We start from the raw sequence: 17797 nt of genomic DNA, 5'->3' as shown, positions 1-17797 counted from the left end.
GAAGCGGGCCGGGCCTAGAGTGGGTAACCCAGTGATGCGGGAGGACATGGGGAGCAGACGCGCGGTGCTGCAAGCGGGGTTGATGATCCCGCTGGCTGCGGCATGCGCACCGGATGTGCTGATCGGCCGATCCGGGGTGGTGCGGATCGCGGTGTCCTGGAGCGGCACCGAATTGGCCGCGTTCCGTGATGTCCTGGGCAGCGTGGCGGGTTCCCAGCCGGTGGAGGTCATCCCGCTCGGCGACGAGATCGAGACGGCTTTCGCTGCGGGCGGTACGACCGCACCCGATATCGTGCTGCTGCCGCGGGCCGGGCGGGTCCAGGACCTGGCCGCGCGCGGCCGGGTGCAGGTGGTGCCGGAAACCCTGTGGGCGGGTGAGTATCCGAGCTATTGGCGGCCGCTGCTGACCCACGGGAACAGCCTGTACGGCGTGCCCTTCAAGGTCACCGACAAGTCGATGATCTGGTACGACCGGGAAGCGGTCGCCGAATACGGGCTGCGACCGCCCGAAGCGTGGACGCTGGGGTACTGGGTCGACGAGGCGATGGGCAAGCTGGCCCACACCTCGCGGCGGCTGCTCGCGCTGGCCGCCGCCGATGGATGGGTGCTGACCGATCTCTTCGAGAACATCCTGCGATCGGAGAACCCTGGTGCCTACGACCAACTGGCCGCGGCGACTCCGGGTGCCCGCGACTGGCGTACAACCGGTGTGCCGGAGGCGTTCTGGCAGTTCGGGAAGCTGTGCGGTGACCAGCGCTCGTTTCCGGGCGGTGTCGGTGCCAGCCTGACCCGCCAGTTCCCGGACGCCGTGCACGAGGTCTTCGAACGCCGCCGCGCGGTCCTGGTGGTCGGGCCGGATTTTGCGGAACCCGTTGTGCGACGCAGTATCAGCCGGGCGAATCGGTCACCGGACGTGGTCGGCGTCGCCGATTTCCCCCGGGTGACCGCCGCCGAGCAGCAGCCGCACATCATCGGGGGCGATGTCATCGTGCTGACCCAAGGGGCGGGAGAAGCCGCACGGACCATCGCCGCCCGCCTTGCCGCGCCGAGCGCACCACTGTCCTGGATCAGACACCACGGCGGCTTTCTCGCCGCGAACACGATGACACCTCCGGAGTACTCGTCGTGGCTGGCCCCGAGAGCCGCGGCGCTGACCGCCCGCGGTCGCGTCGAGACCACGACAACCAGCCCACCGACGAACACCATCGCCTTCGACCTGTCCGACCGGATCGGTGCGGTCGGCGGCCGAAACGGCCTGTGGCGCATACTCACCGAGTTCCTGGTCGCGGTCGGCGAAGGCGGCCCGACGCGAGTCGCCCTCGCAACCGACCACGCCATAGCCGACCTCGACGACCTCGAACGGCGACAGCGATGAGTGAGCCGTTGCGTTTCGAGGCGCACGGTCTGGAGCTGGAGTTGGCTCCGCGGCGGATGCGGGGGCCCGTGGTGCCGGGGCGGCCGCCGTGGCAGTGGCCCGCGTGGGCGGCGCGGGTGCCGGCGATCGTGTTGATGGTGGCGCTGCTGGTGACACCGTTCGGGTGGACGGTGGCGACCGCGGCGCGCAGCGATCCGGCGATGGTCGCCGGGTGCGGGACGAGCGTTGCCGGAGTGGTCGGATTGCGCTTGGCGTATCTCGCGGGCGCGCGTCGGCGGATCGCACTCCCGCTGGCGGCCGGGGTGCTGGTATTCGGGCTCGTGGTGACCGGAATCGCGGTGCGCGACATCGGACTCTGGTCCTATCTGCGGACCGTGCTGTACGGCGTGGGCGGCGTGCTGCTGGTGCTGGTGTCGGGTTTGGTCCTGGCGCTGCCCGCACGGCGGATGCGGTGGCTGTGGTTGCCGCTGCTGGTCGCGTTCGGCGTCTCGGCGCTGGTGTCGGGAGTGGCGTTCCGCCTGGTGTTCCAGTGGCTGGGCGGCGGGATCGAGAGTCTGCTCGGCTATCAGATCCTGTTCGTGTGCATGCTCGGGTCGGCTTTTCTGTGGACCTGGCTGGGATTCGCGGTCGGGGTGTTCCGAGCGGGTTTCCGGGCCCTCGAGGCGGACCCGGCGTGCGCGCCCTATCTGGAGTGGCCGGGCTGGGATCAGGCCTATCCGTTCGGTAAACGACTGTTGCAGTTGCTGTTTCCGGTGTTGGTCGTCGTGGTGCTCGTGGTCGCGATCGCCGCGGCGCGCGTGTTCGACATCGTGCTCATCGGTGTGCCGGGATCGATGCAGCACCAGGTGGACACTGCGACCGTGCAGTGGTGGCGGTTGGCGACCGAGGCCGAACCCGGTGCCGCCGCGGCGTATTCGCTGCCGCTGGCCGTCCTCGTCGGCAGCGTGGCCTGGTACCTGCAGATGTTCGTCGGTAAGCAGCGCCGCAGTCTGACCGCGGTTCCCGAACCCGGGCCGGAGGTCGTGCGCAATCGCGCACGCTGGCGCTCCACGCTCACGATCGGCCTGGTGTCGGCGCTGGCGCTGGTGCCCATCGGGTTTCTGACCGCCGCGATGCTCGGTTTCCCGGACCGGATCGGCCTCGGCGCGCTGGAGCGGGCGCTGCGCGACGGCGCGCTGTGGCGATCACTGGCCACCACCGCCGTGGTGGCGTCCATGTCGACCGTCCTGGTCGTGGTGCTGGCCGTGCCGATCGCACATCAGCTCGCCACCTGGGATCCCGGCGCGCCGGTGGACCGTGGCGGGCACCGAATCGTGCGGTGGCTGCGCCGATTCGAGCCGCTCGCCATGCGCGCGGCGCTGACGGCGGTGGTGGTGCTCGCGGTGCTGCCGGTGCAGAGTTATCTCGGCCCGCTCGATCGTTTCCTGCGCGCCTACGAGCTCTCCGGCACCCGGGTGCCGCTGATCGTGCTGCACGTGGCGGCGGGCCTGCCGATCTCGATCCTGATTCTGCGCGGCGCATTGCTGGCGCGCAGGGGCAGTCCGGAAGCCGACATGTTGCGCGGGCTGGCGAGTCCGGGCAAGGTCCGCGAACGGGTGCGTCGTGCGGCCGGGCCGGCGCTGGTCGCGGTGGCGGTGCTCGAATTCGTCGGAGTCTGGAACGATTTCGTGGTCGGGCTGATGATCAGCGGTGCGGGCACCAGCCCGTGGTCGCTGCTGCTGTGGGGTGAGGCGCGGCAATTCAACGAGAACATCGGGCAATTGGCGGCCGGGGCGCTGGTGTCGTCGGTGCCGCCGGTGGTGCTGGTGCTGTGTACTTGGCGGCGCTGGCTGCTGCCCGGACTGATCGGCAAGGTGCTGTGATGACGACACCCGAGCCGCCGCGCGACGACGACCGCTCCGCACCGGTCGGCCTGACCCGGTCCTCGGTGTGGCGGCGCACGGTCACGGCCGCCTCGCTGATCGGCACCGGTGTGGTGACCAAGCTGCTCGGCGACATGATGGTCAAATCGCTGACCGAGGATTCGTTTCTCGCGCATCTCGGCCGGGCGCTGTCGGGGTTGTGGCTGGGGTTGCTGGCGCTGGCGGCGGCGTTCGCGCTGTACCGGTGGTTCGAGACGCGGCGCGAGCAGGCGCGGGTGGCGCGGGAAGTCGAACTGCTCGAGCAGTTGGTGCCGCCGGGGCCGAATATCGAACCGCCGCCGCATGATTGCCCGGGTTCGGCGCCGGCGCCCGATCTGACCGGCCGCGCCGAGGCGACGCTCGAAGTCGAGCGGGTCCTGCGGGCACTGCCGTTCCAGGAATACGAGGCGGCCGCGCTGCTGGCGATCGTGGCCGCGGTCGCGGAGATCCCGATGAAGACGCCCGGCGCGCGGGCGGCCGAGCCGATGGCGGCCCGGCTGCTGCTGCGGGAGCTGAGCGAGTCACGGGTGATCCACCTCGGCGGGCGGCAGGGCTACTGTGTGGATCGCCGTCCGGCGCGCGGTGCGCTACCGGATTGCACTGGGGCCGTGTCGGATTCGCGGGCCTGGCGGGTGGGGATCTCGGTGCTGCTGCATCACTGGGCCGACCTGGCCGGGCTGTGGGCGCTCGGCCTGAATCATCGGGAACTGGCCGACGGCGCGCGGCGCTGGTTCGCCTATCGGGACGGGTACCTCGATCAATTGGTCGCGGCCGCTGTCGCCGCCGGTTCGGCGCTGCCCCGCGACGCGGTGCCCGCGGCCGCCCGGCTGGTGGACGCCCTCGATGTGTGGGCGGCGCTGCTCGGGCGGCCGCGCTACGAGGCGACCGGCTGGCTGCACGGCCGGTTGTCCGATCCACGGCTGGCCTGGGCGCGGGCGGGCCGGCTCAACGAACGCCCCCGCTATCGCAGCCGATTCGCCTTGGCCTCGGGGCAGCGGGCCCGCGAACTGCATCACGCGGCGCTCACCGATCTCACCCGGATCGCGCGGCAGACCCGGCTGGGTCCGGCTCGTTTCGATCCGGTGGTGCGCAAGCTGACCAGGACGTGGTGGCGGCTGCCCCGCACGGATACGGCGGGCGAGGTGTGCACGGCCATCGACCTGGCCGTCGTGCACCTGGTGCAGGGCCGTTTCGACGCGGCAGCCGACCGGCTCGACCTGGCCGAATCGCTCGCCCGCCGCGGCGATCCCGGCGGCATGGCGCACGCGGCCGAGATCCGGGGCGTGTTGTTCTGGGCGCGCGGCGAAGCACGGCGGGCCTTGATCGCCTGGAATCAGGCCCTCGAGTCCTATCGCGGGCTGGCCGACCACGTCGGGGCGGGGCGTTGCCAGCAGCACATCGGGTCGGCGTTGATCGTGGCCCCGCAGCATGCCGGCGCTCTGTCCGAGACGGAGCTCGCCCATGCCGCGATCCTGGAGCAGTCGCGGCGGCGGCTGCGGGACGCGCTCGAGCTGCATCCGGGCGCGCTGTACGCGCGGCGATATCATCGTGCGGCCGGGCGGCGGCTGGCCGGGTTGCGTTAGAGGCGCTGAGGGGGTCAGAGCACTAGGTCGGTGAGGCGATCCCAGTCGATCCGAACGCGGATCGGCAGGTCGACCGCACTGTCTCCGCGTTGGAGTTCTCGAACGAACTTGTATTGGTCGGTGGCGTGGTCCAGCGCGTAGAGTTCGATGCCATTGACGTCGTTGTCGGCCAGTGTGACGATCCAGTACCAGGGAATCCCGGCGGCCGCGTACTCGGCCATTTTGTCGACGCGATCCGTCTTGGTGTGACTGGGCGAGACGACCTCGACGACTATTTTGAGAAAGCGGGCGGGCAAGGGGTGTAAATCGCTTGGCGCGCATTCGAACAGCGCAACGTCTGGGCTGCGGATTGTCGTCCGGGGCACTTCCCAGAGGACTACGTCGAAGTCGTTGGAGATATCCAGGCAGTCCTCTGGATTGGCGCGCATGTAGTCGCGGGCGGCGTCCTCGAGCGTGTTCGCCAGCATGCGTGCCGCCTTCTGGTGTGCCCGGTTGGGCTCGGCACAGCGGATTGCGTTGCCGTCCACGATCTCTACGCGGCGGCAGAAGTCTTCGGGCAATTCTCGCCAGATCTGTACTGTGATCGGCTCGGGCTGGAGATTGTCCGACGTGGCCCAATCATGTATGGCGGTCACCTCGTGAACGATACCCAGTCGATACAGTTCGATGCTCGTCGTGCGTGCGGTGGTTCGGTAGATCGCCGAATACTCCGGACCACCGCACGTCGACGCCGGTTCGCTCAGCGGAGATGATCGACGAGCTGACCCGCGTCGCCGAACAGCTCTCGCCGCCAGGTGTCCAGCAGTTCGGTGGTGTCGTAGTCGTCCGGGTGGAAGCCGGGGCGCAGGTAGCGGGCCAGTTCGCCGAGGATGCCCTTGAAGATCGGCCCGGTGAACAGCGTGCGCGCCTGCCGGGCCACCGTGATCGGATGCCGCCGCGCGTAGCGGTCCAGTGCGATCGCCGCGGCCAGCCCACCCGCGGTGACCGGCACGGTCAGCGCGAGCACGCCCAGCATGGTGCCGATCCGCACCGCTTCGCTGCCGCCGACCGCGCGGTAGACGTCGAAGGCCACCGACTTGTGCTCGACTTCTTCCAAGGCGTGCCAGTTCAACAGGTTTCGGACCTCGGCGTCGCCGGCCAGTGCCTGGATCTCGGGTTTGGTCAGTACCCGGACCGCGAGGACCGTGGTGTAGTGCTCGGCGGCGGCGGTGGCCGCCAGATGCAGGGTCGCGGGCACTCGCTGTTCGATGTGTTCGACGCGCTGTTTGACGGTGGGGGAGTCGAGCCAGGCGATCGGATAGCCCAGGTCCACCAGGGCGGTGTTGAGCTTGCGATGCTCGCGGCCGTGGGTGGCTTCCTGGGCGGTGAAACCGGCGGCGCGGCGCTTCAATGCGGGATCGGTGACCTTGCCGGTCACCCGGACCACGGATCTGATGAAGGATTCCTCGCCGGGTGGGAACACTCCCGACAGGCCGGCGACGAAATGGCTGAACACCATGTCCCCGCCCGCGTAGTACTTCGACATCGGCTGTGGTTCACCGAAACTGAATCGAATGCGCCTGGCCTTCGGGTAGACGGTGGCGCGGTCCGGGTCGCTGCTCATGAGACACCTCGTTGTATCGGTACCCCGGGTACTGGGTACCTTTACGGTACCGTCTCAGACAGCACCTGCCTAGACCTGAATCCCCAGGTCGAGATCATGAATTCGAGGGCCGCCAGCGCGCGTCGAGGACCAGGCCGCCGAGTCCGATCGCGACGCACACACCGGTCACGGCGTACATGGCCGGATGGGTACCGCCGGTGAGCGAATCGGCGAGCAGAACCGTGGCGATGGTTCCGGGCGCGGACCCGAGTACCGAGGCGAGCAGATAGGGCCAGAACCGAATCGCCGACAGCGCGCAGCAGTAGTTGACGATGGAGAACGGCGCGAAGGCGATCAGGCGCAGCGAACCCACCGCCAGCCAGCCGCGCCGGGCCAGGCGCGCGTTCACCTCCCGCACCGCGGGATGGGTGAGCCGGGCGGCGACCCGCTCGCGATCGAGCGCGCGCACCAGCAGCAGCGCGGCCGCGGCGGCCGCAGTGGTCGCGACCAGGGCGACCGTCAGCCCGAGCGTCGCGCCGAACAGGACGCCGCTGCTGACCGTGAACACCGTGCGCGGCAAGGGAAAGACGGTCGCGACGGCGTAGATGCCACAGAACAGCAGGGGAAACCATGGACCGAACCGGCCCGCCGATTCCTGGATCTGCGCGGGTGTGGGCAACGGCGTCGCCGTGGCGGCGACGAACAGCGCGCCGAGCAGTCCGAGCAGCGCGAGTGTCCGCGGGCGCCGCAGCATCCGAATCGCCGCAGCTCGCAGCGTGGTCGCGGTGCTGTCCGGCGTGGGGGCGCCGACCCCCGCGGCTCCTTCGATCGGCTCGCTCACCGGCGTCAGGTTACCGGTTGGTAGTGGCGGCCATGGTCAAGAGCGGTGCGTGCTACAGCTAGCATCAGAGGTGACGGGACGAATGCTCGTTAACCAAAGTGCTCGCTGAGCTGGGCGAATGCGGCGGTATCGGGTGCGCACAGCAATGCGCTCGTGGTCGAGTGGAAGAGGGATGGCAGCTATGCCGAATGGAGATCCGGTACCGGATTATGCCGCGTGGCGTAAAGGCGTGGCGGGGGTACTGGCGAAGGCCCGCAGGGTCGAGATCGCCGAATTGCCGGACGAGCCGGAGAAGCTGCTCGAGGAAACCACCTATGACGGGTTGACGATCGCCCCGCTGTACACCAGCCGGGACGAGCTGCCCGAGCAGCCGCTGCCGGGCGCGTTCCCGTTCGTGCGTGGCGGTAGCGCCACCCGCGACGTGCATCGCGGCTGGTATGTGAGCGCGTATGTGGCCGGAGACGCCGCGACCGCGAACCGTGAGATTCTGAGCGGTTTGGAGAACGGGCTCAGCGCCATCTGGCTGGGCACAGGCGAGCGCGGCGTGCCGGTGGCGGACCTGCCGACGGCGCTGTCCGGGCTGCTGTTCGAGCTGGCGCCGCTGACCCTGGACGCGGGCGCCGCCGTAACCGAGTCCGCCGCACAGGTTTTCGCCGCGCTGGACGGCTACGACGCCGCCGCCGATCGGGCGGACATCCAGGTGAACCTCGGCGCCGCGCCGCTGACCAGCCGCTTCGCCGGATCCGTCGATATCGAGGCGAGCCATGCGGTGGAACTCGCCGGCGCGGCCATCGCTCGCCCCGAGACCGTGCGCGCGATCACCGTGGACGGCACCGTTTTCCACGACGCGGGCGCCGCCGATGCCCAGGAGCTGGGCGCGGCCGTCGCCGCCGGTCTGGAGTATCTGCGGCAGCTCACCGCGGCCGGATACGACACCGCCGCCGCGCTGGGCCAGCTGGAATTCCGCTTCGCCGCGACCGACGACCAATTCGCCACCATCGCGAAATTCCGTGCCGCCCGCCAACTCTGGGCGCGCGTTGCGCAGGTGTGCGGGCTGCCCGAGTTCGGTGGCGCCCCGCAGCACGCGGTCACCTCGGCGGCCATGATGAGCCAGCGCGACCCCTGGGTGAACCTGTTGCGCACCACGCTCGCCGCGTTCGGCGCGGGCGTCGGCGGCGCGGATACGGTCACGGTGCTGCCGTTCGATTCCGCGTTGCCCCAGGGTGAGCTCGGCGTCTCGAAGTCGTTCTCGGACCGGATGACCCGCAATACCCAGCTGCTGCTGCTCGAGGAATCCCACCTCGGTTTCGTGCAGGACCCGGGCGCCGGGTCCTGGCACGTGGAGAGCTTCACGGCCGATCTGGCCGCCAAGGCGTGGGAGTTCATGCAGGAGATCGAGGCGGCGGGCGGTTACCTCGCGGCCCTGGACTCGGGCCTGCTGGCCGAGCGGATCGGCGCCACCCGGGTGGCGCGCGATGCCGATGTGGCACACCGGAAGACGGCGGTCACGGGCGTCAACGAGTTCCCGAATCTGGCCGAGCAGCCGTTGTCGGCCGCCGCGCGCGAACCCGGCCGGGTGGCCCGCTACGGCGCGGCGTTCGAGGAACTGCGCAATCGCTCCGACGTCTATCTGGCCGCGCACGGTGCGCGGCCGAAGGCGCTGCTGGTGCCGCTGGGCCCGGTTGCCGAGCACAACGTGCGAGTGACCTTCATCGCGAACCTGCTCGCCTCCGGCGGTATCGAATCGGTCAACCCGGGGCCGCTGACGGTCGACGGGATTGCCGCCGCTGCAAAGGAATCCGGCGCGACGATCGCCGTGCTGTGCGGTGCGGACAAGCGCTATGGCACGGAGGCCGGTGCGGCGGTGGCCCAGTTGCGCACCGCCGGGGTGGATACGGTTCTGCTGGCCGGTGCGGCGAAAGCCGTTGCGGACCTGACCGATACCGAACGACCCGACGGATACCTGGCGGCGCGGATCGATGCGGTCGCGGCGCTGTCCGGCCTGCTGGAGAAGGTGGGAGCCTGATGACGATGTCGGAAATCAAGCATGTGATCGGCAGTTTCGCCGACGTGCCGCTGGCCGAGCACGCGCCGGAGGCCGCCGCGGTCGACGCCGCCGCGGTGCGTGAGTTCGTCGCCGGTGCGGCCGCGGCCAACAACTACGCGCCCGAGCAGCTGTCCTGGTCGACCCCCGAGGGCATCGACGTGCCGCCGGTGTTCAGCAAGGCCGACCGGGACGCGGTTGCGGCGCAGGGGTATCCGCTCGACAGCGTGCCCGGAATCGCGCCGTTCCTGCGCGGCCCGTACCCGACGATGTACGTCAACCAGCCGTGGACCATCCGCCAGTACGCGGGTTTCTCCACCGCGGCCGACTCCAATGCCTTCTACCGCCGCAATCTGCAGGCCGGTCAGAAGGGCCTGTCGGTGGCGTTCGACCTGGCCACGCACCGTGGCTACGACTCCGATCATCCGCGCGTGCAGGGTGATGTCGGTATGGCCGGCGTCGCGATCGACTCCATTCTGGACATGCGCCAGCTCTTCGATCACATTCCGCTGGACCAGGTTTCGGTGTCGATGACGATGAACGGCGCGGTGCTGCCGATCCTCGCCCTCTATGTCGTGGCCGCCGAGGAGCAGGGTGTCGCGCCCGAGCAGCTGGCCGGAACCATTCAGAACGACATTCTGAAGGAGTTCATGGTCCGCAACACCTACATCTATCCGCCGAAGCCGTCGATGCGGATCATCTCCGACATCTTCGCCTACACCAGCGCGAAGATGCCGAAGTTCAACTCCATCTCGATCTCGGGCTATCACATCCAGGAGGCCGGCGCGACCGCCGATCTGGAGTTGGCCTACACCCTCGCCGACGGTGTCGAATACATCCGCGCCGGTATCGACGCGGGCATGGAGGTCGACAAGTTCGCGCCGCGGCTGTCCTTCTTCTGGGCGATCGGCATGAACTTCTTCATGGAGGTCGCCAAACTCCGTGCGGGGCGGCTGCTCTGGAGTGAGCTGGTCGCGAAGTTCGAGCCCAAGAGCGCGAAATCGCTGTCCCTGCGCACCCATTCGCAGACCTCGGGCTGGTCGCTGACCGCGCAGGACGCCTACAACAATGTGGCGCGCACCTGCATCGAGGCGATGGCCGCGACTCAGGGGCACACCCAGTCGTTGCACACCAACGCCCTGGACGAGGCGCTGGCGCTGCCCACCGACTTCTCGGCGCGCATCGCTCGCAACACCCAGCTGCTGATCCAGCAGGAGTCCAACACCACCCGCCCGATCGATCCGTGGGGCGGCTCCTACTACGTGGAATGGCTGACCCACCAGCTGGCCAACCGCGCCCGCGCGCATATCGCCGAGGTCGAAGCGCACGGTGGTATGGCCCAGGCGATCGGCGAGGGCATCCCCAAGCTGCGCATCGAAGAGGCCGCCGCCCGGACCCAGGCGCGCATCGACACCGGCCAGCAGCCGGTGATCGGCGTCAACAAGTACCAGGTGGAAGAGGACCAGCAGGTCGAGGTGCTCAAGGTCGAGAACTCGCGGGTGCGGGCCGAGCAGATCGAGAAGCTGGAACGGCTTCGCGCCGAACGGGATCCGGACGCGGTGCGCCGCGCGCTCGCCGAATTGACCCGCGCCGCGGGCTCTTCCGAGGGCGGCATGGCCAATAATCTGCTCGCCCTGGCCATCGACGCCGCACGCGCCAAGGCCACGGTGGGCGAGATATCCGACGCGCTGGAGCAGGTGTACGGCCGCCATCAGGCCGAGATCCGTACGCTCTCCGGTGTGTACCGTGACGAAGCCGGGAAGGTCACCAACATTACGAAGGCGATCGAGCTGGTCGAGGAGTTCGCCGAGGCCGAGGGCCGTCGCCCGCGCATCCTGGTCGCCAAGATGGGCCAGGACGGGCACGATCGCGGCCAGAAGGTGATCGCCACCGCCTTCGCCGACCTCGGCATGGATGTCGATGTGGGCCCGCTGTTCCAGACCCCGGAGGAGGTGGCCCAGCAGGCGGCGGACAACGACGTGCACATGGTCGGCGTCTCCTCGCTCGCGGCCGGCCACCTCACGCTGGTGCCCGCGTTGAAGCAGGCGCTGGCCGAGGTCGGACGCCCCGACATCATGGTGATCGTGGGCGGGGTCATCCCGCCCGGCGATTTCGACGAGCTCTACCAGGCGGGTGCGGCCGCGATCTTCCCGCCCGGCACCGTGATCGCCGACGCCGCGGTCGATCTGCTGCGCAAGCTCGGCGCGGCGCTCGGCCACGAACTCGGCGGCGGGGCGGATTCCGCCGGGAACGCATGATCGCATCCGCAGGACAGCCTCCGTCGCCCGAACCGGCGGCCTCGGCCGGCGGTTCGGAACGGGGGCACGCCGGTGCCACGAACAGCGGTGCGTCGGAACGACTGTCACTGACCAGCGGTGTCGGTGCGCCCACCCGCCGAGATCCGGTGCCCGGCGTCCGACGGGTCGTCGATGTCGACGCGCTCGCCGCCGGCATCCGGGCGGGTGAGCGCGCGCCGCTGGCCCGCGCGATCACACTGGTCGAGTCCACCCGGGCCGACCATCGCGAGCTGGCGCAACGGCTGCTGCTCGCACTGGCCCCGGAATCCGGTGCGGCACTGTCGAATCGGGTCGGGATCACCGGCGTCCCGGGCGTCGGCAAATCGACGTTCATCGATACCCTGGGCATGCACCTGATCGGCCAGGGCCATCGGGTCGCGGTACTCGCGGTCGATCCGTCCTCGACGCGGACCGGCGGGTCGATCCTCGGTGACAAGACCCGGATGGGCCGGCTCTCGGTGGAGCGCAACGCCTATATCCGGCCCTCGCCGACCGCGGGCACGCTCGGCGGCGTCGCCAAGGCGACCCGCGAGACCATCGTGCTACTCGAGGCGGCCGGCTACGACGTCATCCTGGTGGAGACCGTCGGCGTCGGCCAGTCCGAGGTGACCGTTGCGAATATGGTCGATGTGTTCTGCTTCCTGACCCTGGCCCGCACCGGCGATCAGTTGCAGGGGATCAAGAAGGGCGTGTTGGAACTCGCCGATCTGGTCGCGGTCAACAAGGCCGACGGCAAGCACGAGATCGAAGCGAAATCCGCGGCCCGGGAACTCGCGGGCGCGCTGCGGCTCATCCATCCGCACGACGCCCTGTGGCGTCCACCGGTGCTCACGATGAGCGGGCTGGAGGGCACCGGGCTGGACAAGTTCTGGGACACTGTCCTCGAACACCGCCGGGTGCTCACCGACGCCGGTGAGTTCGACGAGAAGCGGCGTCGCCAGCAGGTCGACTGGACCTGGACCATGGTGCACGACCAGTTGCTGCGCCGCCTGACCGACGACCCGAATGTGAAGGCCATGCGCGCCGACGTCGAGCGACAGGTCCGCGACGGCACCCTGACCGCCGCGCTGGCCGCCGAACGACTGCTGGCGGCCTTCGACCAGTAGTCGCGGCGGCGTCGGGCGGTAGGCTGGGGCCGAATCGACAGCGCCGCGACCGTCGGGCGTGCGAGAGAACAGGGATTGTGAGCGACGAAATGGTCAGACACCGGCCCGGTGCCTCGCCGCGCATCGGTGGTTAGTCGATGTCGGACCAGGAAGGGCGCAACCAGGAGCCGGGCGGAAACGAGCCGGACCGCAAGGTCATCCGGTTGCCGCGCCGTCCGCGCCGAGTGACCGAGGACACAGCCCCGCAGCCGCGTAAGACCTGGCGCACGGACACCGGATCCAGCTTCGATCCCGCCCCCACCCGCCCTGTCTCCCGCTCGGAACTCCAGGGGGAAACCGGTTGGTGGCGCGCCGAGACCGGCGCGGACTCCCCGCCGGAGACCGACGGCACCGTCGTCGATCTCGACACCCTGCGTCGCCGCCGCGCCGCCGAGAACGGGTCGATCGCGCGCGTGCGGCGCGTGCCCAAGGCCCGCCGGATCAGCGATCCGCCGAAATCCGATCCGCCGGACGAGCCCGGCCCGCAGTGATGGTCCGCTGAGCACCGACCCTGGAACGGCTCGATTCTCGACGAGCGCTCAGTTCCCGTACTGCGCGGTCTCCGGGCGTTCGATGAGCAGCACGTGCGCGGGGGCATCGGCTACCGGACGGTGCCGCAACCCCTTCGGGACGACGAAGAGTTCGCCCGCGGACAGGGGTACCGGCGCACGGCCCTCGAGTTCGAGCCGGAAGGTGCCTTCCCAGCAGAGGAACAGTTCGTCCTCGTCGTGGTGATGCCAGGGGAACTCGCCGTCCAGGCGGGCGAGGCGTACGACGGTGTCGTTGGCGACGGCGAGATCACGGGGCTGGAACGGGCCGGGGAGTTCGCTGATCGCGTCGGTGAGGGAGATCGCATCGGTCATACGCCCCGAGGTGATCTCGCTGGCCTGCGCCGCGCCGGACGCGCCGCCGCCCGAGATCGCCGCGGCGTACGCGCGGATCGTCCCCGAGCTCGCGGGGCTCAGTGGCGAAATCGGTTATCACCCTGCGGGTTACCTGCCCTTGCGCGTCGCGATCGCCGAACGCTATACCCGGCTCGGCGCCCCGACGCGGCCCGAGCAGATCCTCGTCACCAATGGCGGTCAGCAGGGATTGACGCTGCTCGCGCGGGCGCTGCTGCGACCCGGTGATCGTGTGGTGCTCGAAACACCCACGTACCCGGGTGCTTTGGAGGCATTCCGGGAGGCGTCGGCGGTGTTGCGACCGCTGCCGCTCGGGCTGACCGGATTCCGGACGGCGGTTCGGTCCGGCGCCGCGCTGGCCTATGTCACGCCGACCTTCCAAAACCCCACCGGCACAGTGCTTTCCCGATTGGTGCGACGTGGACTGGCCGAGGCCGCGGCAGCGGCCGGGATTCCGTTGATCGTCGACGAGGTACTCGCCGAGCTCGCCTTTCCCGGTGCGCCCGAGCTGCCGCCGACGGCCGCCGATGTCGACTCCGTGATCACCGTCGGTTCGCTCAGCAAGAGTCTGTGGGGCGGTTTGCGGGTCGGCTGGGTCCGGGCCGACCCGGCGACGATCGCTCGCCTGGCCCGGCTGCGCGCGGTCGGCGATCTCGGCGGAAACCTGCCCGCTCAGATGGCCGCCACCGGCCTGGTCGCCGACCTCGACAGTCTGTGCCGCGCGCAGGCCCTCACCCGAAAAGCCGCGCACGACAGCCTGATCGAGGATCTCGCAGTGCACCTGCCGCAGTGGCCGGTCGCCCCGGTGCCCGGCGGGCAGTCGCTGTGGATTCCGCTGCCGCACGGTGACGGCGCGTCGTTCGCGCAAACCGCGCTCCGGCACGATATCGCCGTCCTCGCGGGTAACGGGCTCGACCCCACGGGATCCAGCGACGGGCATATCCGACTGCATTTCCGTCATCCCCGATCGACGCTGCGCGACGCGGTGCTGCGGCTCGCCGCCGCCTGGGCCGACTACCGCCCGCCGGCACGGATCAGCGCGCCCGCGCCCGCGTTCGCCATCTGACCGGGCCGACAGGTGTGCGCCGGTGCCGACTAGGGTGGCGGTCGAGGTTGTTCGGCGAGCGAAAGTGAAGGTGTACGACGGTGTATCCCCAACAGGGCGCTTGGACCCCACCGCAGCCGCCGCCGCGCAACGACCGCAAGATCCTCGTCCAGGTGCTGGTCGCGGTGGCGCTGGTCGTGGTGGTCGCCGTGGTCGGTGTCGTGATCGTGCTGATGACGCGGGACAAGGCGGCCGCGGGGCCATCGCTGCCGACCGTGCCGCGTAACACCGCCGCGGACGGGTCGGTCCGGGTCGGTGACGGCGCGGTCGTGGTGCGCCTGGTCGCCGATCTGCAATGCCCGGCCTGTAAATCCTTCGAACAGCACAACGGTCGCGTCCTCGAGGAAGCCGTCGAGAAGGGGGACGCGGCAGTCGAATACAGCGTCATCACCTTCCTGGACCGGGCCTCGACCGACAAGTACTCCTCGCGGGCCGGCAATGCCTCCTACTGTGTCGCCAACTCCGGTACCGAGAACTATCAGCGCTGGCTGGCCACCATGTTCGAACGCCAGCCCGCCGAAGGCGGCGCGGGCCTGTCCGACAGTGCCCTGATCGAGATCGCCGAGGGCGCGGGATACACGGATTCGTCCGTGGCGCAGTGCATTACCGAACGCACTTACGAGACCTACCTGCGGCAGAAGACCCAGGAGGTGCTGTCGAGCGGTGTCAACTCCACCCCCACGGTCCTGATCAACGGCACCCAGCTCGCCAACCGGGATCTCGCCGCCGACGGCTTCCTCGCCGCCGCCATCGCCGCCGCCCGCTGACCCCGGCCGAATTTTTTCCCCGAGGGAACCCCCGTGCCCGCCCGTGCGTCTCTATGATCGAGCTGTACCAGCGGAAGGGGCGGGCATGAAGGCGACGGGAAACCCATTCGGGGCATACATCGAGGACGCGAAAACGGGGGCGTTGGCGGTGCGCATGGAACCGCAGGTGTTCCTGGACATCGACAAGGCCTGTCAGGCGCTCATCGATGACCTGGCGGTGGTGCAACTCGACGCACGCTCGCTGGGCGAGCGAGTGTACTGGGGTCTCGGCGAGGACAACGCCCGCCTCTGGTCGGCGATCGAGCTGGTGAAGTTCTTCCGGGAGAAGGCTTTCGGCGGCCCGAACAACGCCTACGACACCATCGGCGACTACATCACCATCGCGGGTCAACTACAGACATTGTTCAAAACAATGTGTGAGGCCTACGAGCGAACCGACGCGGATTTCGCTCGCCGGATCCACGAACTCCGGGTGTGAACGCGATGCGCGATTTTCCTGTGAGCTGGGAGTGCGATGAACGATGTTCACCGAAGCGGCTCTGTGCGATTCGTCCGCGCCGCGGGAATCGTCGCGGCACTGGGGCTGCTCGTGGCCTGCGGGGGCGGTGCGGGCGGTGAGCCGTCCGCGTCGTCGACCGGAGCGCGATCGACTGCCAGCGCGCCGACCTCCGTGCCCGGTACCGCCGGCGCTTTCGATCCGTGCACGGCGTTGACCGCGGAGTTCCTGGCCCGACACCAGTGGGATGCCCGCAAACCAGAACCCCGGCAGACCAACGCCGGAGCCACCACCGCCAAGGGCTGCGTCTATCTGGCGCGCACCCGCTACACCTTCAGCATCCAGACCACGAACACCACCCTGCCCCAGATCCGCGAAAAGTTCCCCACCGCGACACCTCTCACCGTCTCCACCCGCAAGGCCCTCCGCTACGAGGCCCGCCCCGACGTCCCCGGCGGCTGCACTCTCGACATAGAACTCCCCACCGGCTCCCTCTCCATCCTCGTGGACGACCCCCGCTCCACCCACCCCCGCAACCTGTCCCCCTGCGACAACGCAACAGAAATCGCCGAAGCCATCTCCCCCCTGCTCCCACCCGACTGACCGCGCCGATCCCACATCGTCACAGCACAGTAGCCGCCGGTGAGACCTTCGAGCCGCCGTCGGCGTGCAGGAAACCGGCTCAACGTCTTCGTCTCGGCGATGCTGGTCGCATCGAGGCCGCCGAGACCACCAGTGTCGCTGTGAGCGGATTGTCGGGAGATGCGGGGTTGGAGGCGGTGGGACGGGTTTACCGTGCAGGTGACGGAAGGACTGGTTGTGGTTGACAGGCTGCGGTTTTCGGTGCAAGGGGCGGTGGGGCAGGTCGAGTCGTGGACCGAGTTCGCGCGGGCGTGTGAGCGGGATGGGTTCGAGGCGCTGTTGGTGCCCGACCATCCGGGCGCGTGCGCGGCGCCGTTCGTGAGTTTGGCGGCCGCCGCGGCGGTGACGGAGCGGATCCGGTTGGGCACCAATGTGATCAACGGTGGTCTGTGGGAGCCGGTGGCGCTGGCGGTGGAGGGCGCGACCCTGGATCTGTTGTCGGGCGGCCGTTTCGAGTTCGGGGTGGGGGCGGGTCACAATCCGTTCGAGTGGAGTATGCGGGGTGCACAGCGGCCCGCGCCGGGGGCGCGGATCGAGCGGATGGTCGAGCTGACCGAGCTGACGCGGCGGCTGCTGGCGGGGGAGACGGTGACCGTGGACGGCGCGTACTTCACGCTGCGCGACGCGGTGCTGGACAGCCCGCGCCCCGTGCGGGACCCGATTCCGCTACGGGTGGGCGGCAACAATCCGCGCCTGCTGCGTTACGCGGGCGCGCACGCCGACATCGTCGACTTCACCGGTCTCGGTCGCACGCTGCCGGACGGCCGAGACCACGAAACCCGCTGGCGCATTGCGCATATCGATGAGCAGGTGGAGATCGTCCGTGCGGCGGCCGACGGGGCGGGACGAGACCCGGAGTTCGAGGTGCTGGTGCAGTACCTGGAGATCACCGACGACGCGGAGGCAGCGGCCGCCCGCCTGGCCGCGGAGATCACCGGTTCGACCGCACAGGATCTGCTGGCCGCTCCGTACGTCTTGATCGGCACGGTCGATGATCTGTGCACGGAACTGCACGCCCATCGGAAGCGCTGGGGTTTCGAGAAGTTCGTCATCCGGGGCGCGCACCGAGCCGGGGGAGCTCGCCTGCTGGCCGCCCTCAACCACTGAAGTAGGTGTG

At 69.4% G+C, this 17797-nt stretch carries 16 protein-coding genes; 12 read left to right on the top strand and 4 right to left on the bottom strand.

All coding sequences use genetic code 11. The features are described 5' to 3' along the window. The first annotated feature begins 46 nt into the window (after positions 1-46). Genes ACFVMC_RS18755 through ACFVMC_RS18745 form a run of 3 tightly spaced genes read left to right on the top strand, consistent with a single transcriptional unit; the run spans position 47 to position 4859 of the window. Positions 47-1375 (top strand): extracellular solute-binding protein, encoded by a 1329-nt coding sequence (locus ACFVMC_RS18755; RefSeq protein WP_379211808.1) that lies wholly within the window; start codon positions 47-49, stop codon positions 1373-1375. Next, on the top strand, positions 1372-3237 hold the full coding sequence (locus ACFVMC_RS18750) for a hypothetical protein (protein WP_379211806.1): 1866 nt from the start codon (positions 1372-1374) through the stop codon (positions 3235-3237). Before ACFVMC_RS18755 ends, ACFVMC_RS18750 begins: the two co-directional genes overlap by 4 nt. Further along, positions 3237-4859, top strand: coding sequence for a hypothetical protein (locus tag ACFVMC_RS18745; protein WP_379211804.1), 1623 nt, complete (start codon positions 3237-3239; stop codon positions 4857-4859). Before ACFVMC_RS18750 ends, ACFVMC_RS18745 begins: the two co-directional genes overlap by 1 nt. A gap of 14 nt (positions 4860-4873) precedes the next feature. Here the strand turns inward: ACFVMC_RS18745 and ACFVMC_RS18740 are convergent, their stop codons facing one another. The 3 genes from ACFVMC_RS18740 to ACFVMC_RS18730 form a co-directional block, all read right to left on the bottom strand. Next, the gene (locus ACFVMC_RS18740) at positions 4874-5494 is read right to left on the bottom strand and encodes a Uma2 family endonuclease (protein WP_379211802.1); all 621 of its coding nucleotides are present in this window, start codon (positions 5492-5494) and stop codon (positions 4874-4876) included. Positions 5495-5598: 104 nt separating this feature from the next. Further along, the gene (locus tag ACFVMC_RS18735) at positions 5599-6462 is read right to left on the bottom strand and encodes a metal-dependent hydrolase (protein ID WP_379211800.1); all 864 of its coding nucleotides are present in this window, start codon (positions 6460-6462) and stop codon (positions 5599-5601) included. A gap of 94 nt (positions 6463-6556) precedes the next feature. Continuing rightward, entirely contained in the window at positions 6557-7282 is a 726-nt protein-coding gene (locus ACFVMC_RS18730) for a TVP38/TMEM64 family protein (protein WP_379211798.1), read from the bottom strand. A gap of 181 nt (positions 7283-7463) precedes the next feature. On the opposite strand from ACFVMC_RS18730, the gene ACFVMC_RS18725 reads away from it, so the two are divergent. The 4 genes from ACFVMC_RS18725 (at position 7464) to ACFVMC_RS18710 (ending at position 13259) form a co-directional block, all read left to right on the top strand. After that, positions 7464-9308, top strand: coding sequence for a methylmalonyl-CoA mutase family protein (locus tag ACFVMC_RS18725; protein WP_379211796.1), 1845 nt, complete (start codon positions 7464-7466; stop codon positions 9306-9308). After that, the gene (gene scpA / locus ACFVMC_RS18720) at positions 9308-11584 is read left to right on the top strand and encodes a methylmalonyl-CoA mutase (RefSeq protein ID WP_379211794.1); all 2277 of its coding nucleotides are present in this window, start codon (positions 9308-9310) and stop codon (positions 11582-11584) included. Before ACFVMC_RS18725 ends, scpA begins: the two co-directional genes overlap by 1 nt. Further along, positions 11581-12729: a methylmalonyl Co-A mutase-associated GTPase MeaB gene (meaB, locus tag ACFVMC_RS18715; protein WP_379211792.1), complete on the top strand. Its 1149-nt coding sequence runs from the start codon at positions 11581-11583 to the stop codon at positions 12727-12729. Before scpA ends, meaB begins: the two co-directional genes overlap by 4 nt. A 137-nt stretch (positions 12730-12866) precedes the next feature. After that, on the top strand, positions 12867-13259 hold the full coding sequence (locus ACFVMC_RS18710; protein WP_379211791.1) for a hypothetical protein: 393 nt from the start codon (positions 12867-12869) through the stop codon (positions 13257-13259). Between the two features lie 48 nt (positions 13260-13307). Here the strand turns inward: ACFVMC_RS18710 and ACFVMC_RS18705 are convergent, their stop codons facing one another. After that, positions 13308-13631: a cupin domain-containing protein gene (locus ACFVMC_RS18705; protein WP_379211789.1), complete on the bottom strand. Its 324-nt coding sequence runs from the start codon at positions 13629-13631 to the stop codon at positions 13308-13310. Between ACFVMC_RS18705 and ACFVMC_RS18700 the strand changes: the two genes are divergently transcribed. From ACFVMC_RS18700 to ACFVMC_RS18680, 5 genes are all read left to right on the top strand, one after another. Then, complete coding sequence (locus tag ACFVMC_RS18700) at positions 13609-14736, top strand: PLP-dependent aminotransferase family protein (RefSeq protein WP_379211787.1); 1128 nt, start codon at positions 13609-13611, stop codon at positions 14734-14736. The genes ACFVMC_RS18705 and ACFVMC_RS18700 overlap by 23 nt on opposite strands. An 80-nt stretch (positions 14737-14816) precedes the next feature. Then, positions 14817-15542, top strand: a complete 726-nt coding sequence (locus ACFVMC_RS18695; protein WP_379211786.1) for a DsbA family protein — start codon at positions 14817-14819, stop codon at positions 15540-15542. An 85-nt stretch (positions 15543-15627) separates the two neighbouring features. Then, a complete protein-coding gene (locus tag ACFVMC_RS18690; RefSeq protein WP_379211784.1) occupies positions 15628-16020 on the top strand; it encodes a hypothetical protein in 393 nt (130 codons plus the stop codon). Between the two features lie 36 nt (positions 16021-16056). Beyond that, positions 16057-16641, top strand: coding sequence for a DUF3558 domain-containing protein (locus tag ACFVMC_RS18685; RefSeq protein WP_379211782.1), 585 nt, complete (start codon positions 16057-16059; stop codon positions 16639-16641). A 216-nt stretch (positions 16642-16857) separates the two neighbouring features. Further along, positions 16858-17787 (top strand): TIGR03621 family F420-dependent LLM class oxidoreductase, encoded by a 930-nt coding sequence (locus ACFVMC_RS18680; RefSeq protein WP_379211780.1) that lies wholly within the window; start codon positions 16858-16860, stop codon positions 17785-17787. Positions 17788-17797 lie beyond the last annotated feature (10 nt).

The organism is Nocardia sp. NPDC127579, from assembly GCF_042672005.1.
Lineage (GTDB): Bacteria > Actinomycetota > Actinomycetes > Mycobacteriales > Mycobacteriaceae > Nocardia.
Note: the sequence above shows the minus strand (reverse complement) of the source record. Positions and strands in the feature narration are given on the sequence as shown.

Excerpts from the sequence above, each read along its gene's own strand:
- ACFVMC_RS18755 (WP_379211808.1), top strand. The coding sequence starts at position 47 with ATGGGGAGCAGACGCGCGGTGCTGCAAGCGGGGTTGATGATCCCGCTG.
- ACFVMC_RS18750 (WP_379211806.1), top strand. The coding sequence starts at position 1,372 with ATGAGTGAGCCGTTGCGTTTCGAGGCGCACGGTCTGGAGCTGGAGTTG.
- ACFVMC_RS18745 (WP_379211804.1), top strand. The coding sequence starts at position 3,237 with ATGACGACACCCGAGCCGCCGCGCGACGACGACCGCTCCGCACCGGTC.
- ACFVMC_RS18735 (WP_379211800.1), bottom strand. The coding sequence starts at position 6,462 with ATGAGCAGCGACCCGGACCGCGCCACCGTCTACCCGAAGGCCAGGCGC.
- ACFVMC_RS18725 (WP_379211796.1), top strand. The coding sequence starts at position 7,464 with ATGCCGAATGGAGATCCGGTACCGGATTATGCCGCGTGGCGTAAAGGC.
- scpA (WP_379211794.1), top strand. The coding sequence starts at position 9,308 with ATGACGATGTCGGAAATCAAGCATGTGATCGGCAGTTTCGCCGACGTG.
- meaB (WP_379211792.1), top strand. The coding sequence starts at position 11,581 with ATGATCGCATCCGCAGGACAGCCTCCGTCGCCCGAACCGGCGGCCTCG.
- ACFVMC_RS18710 (WP_379211791.1), top strand. The coding sequence starts at position 12,867 with ATGTCGGACCAGGAAGGGCGCAACCAGGAGCCGGGCGGAAACGAGCCG.
- ACFVMC_RS18705 (WP_379211789.1), bottom strand. The coding sequence starts at position 13,631 with ATGACCGATGCGATCTCCCTCACCGACGCGATCAGCGAACTCCCCGGC.
- ACFVMC_RS18690 (WP_379211784.1), top strand. The coding sequence starts at position 15,628 with ATGAAGGCGACGGGAAACCCATTCGGGGCATACATCGAGGACGCGAAA.
- ACFVMC_RS18685 (WP_379211782.1), top strand. The coding sequence starts at position 16,057 with ATGAACGATGTTCACCGAAGCGGCTCTGTGCGATTCGTCCGCGCCGCG.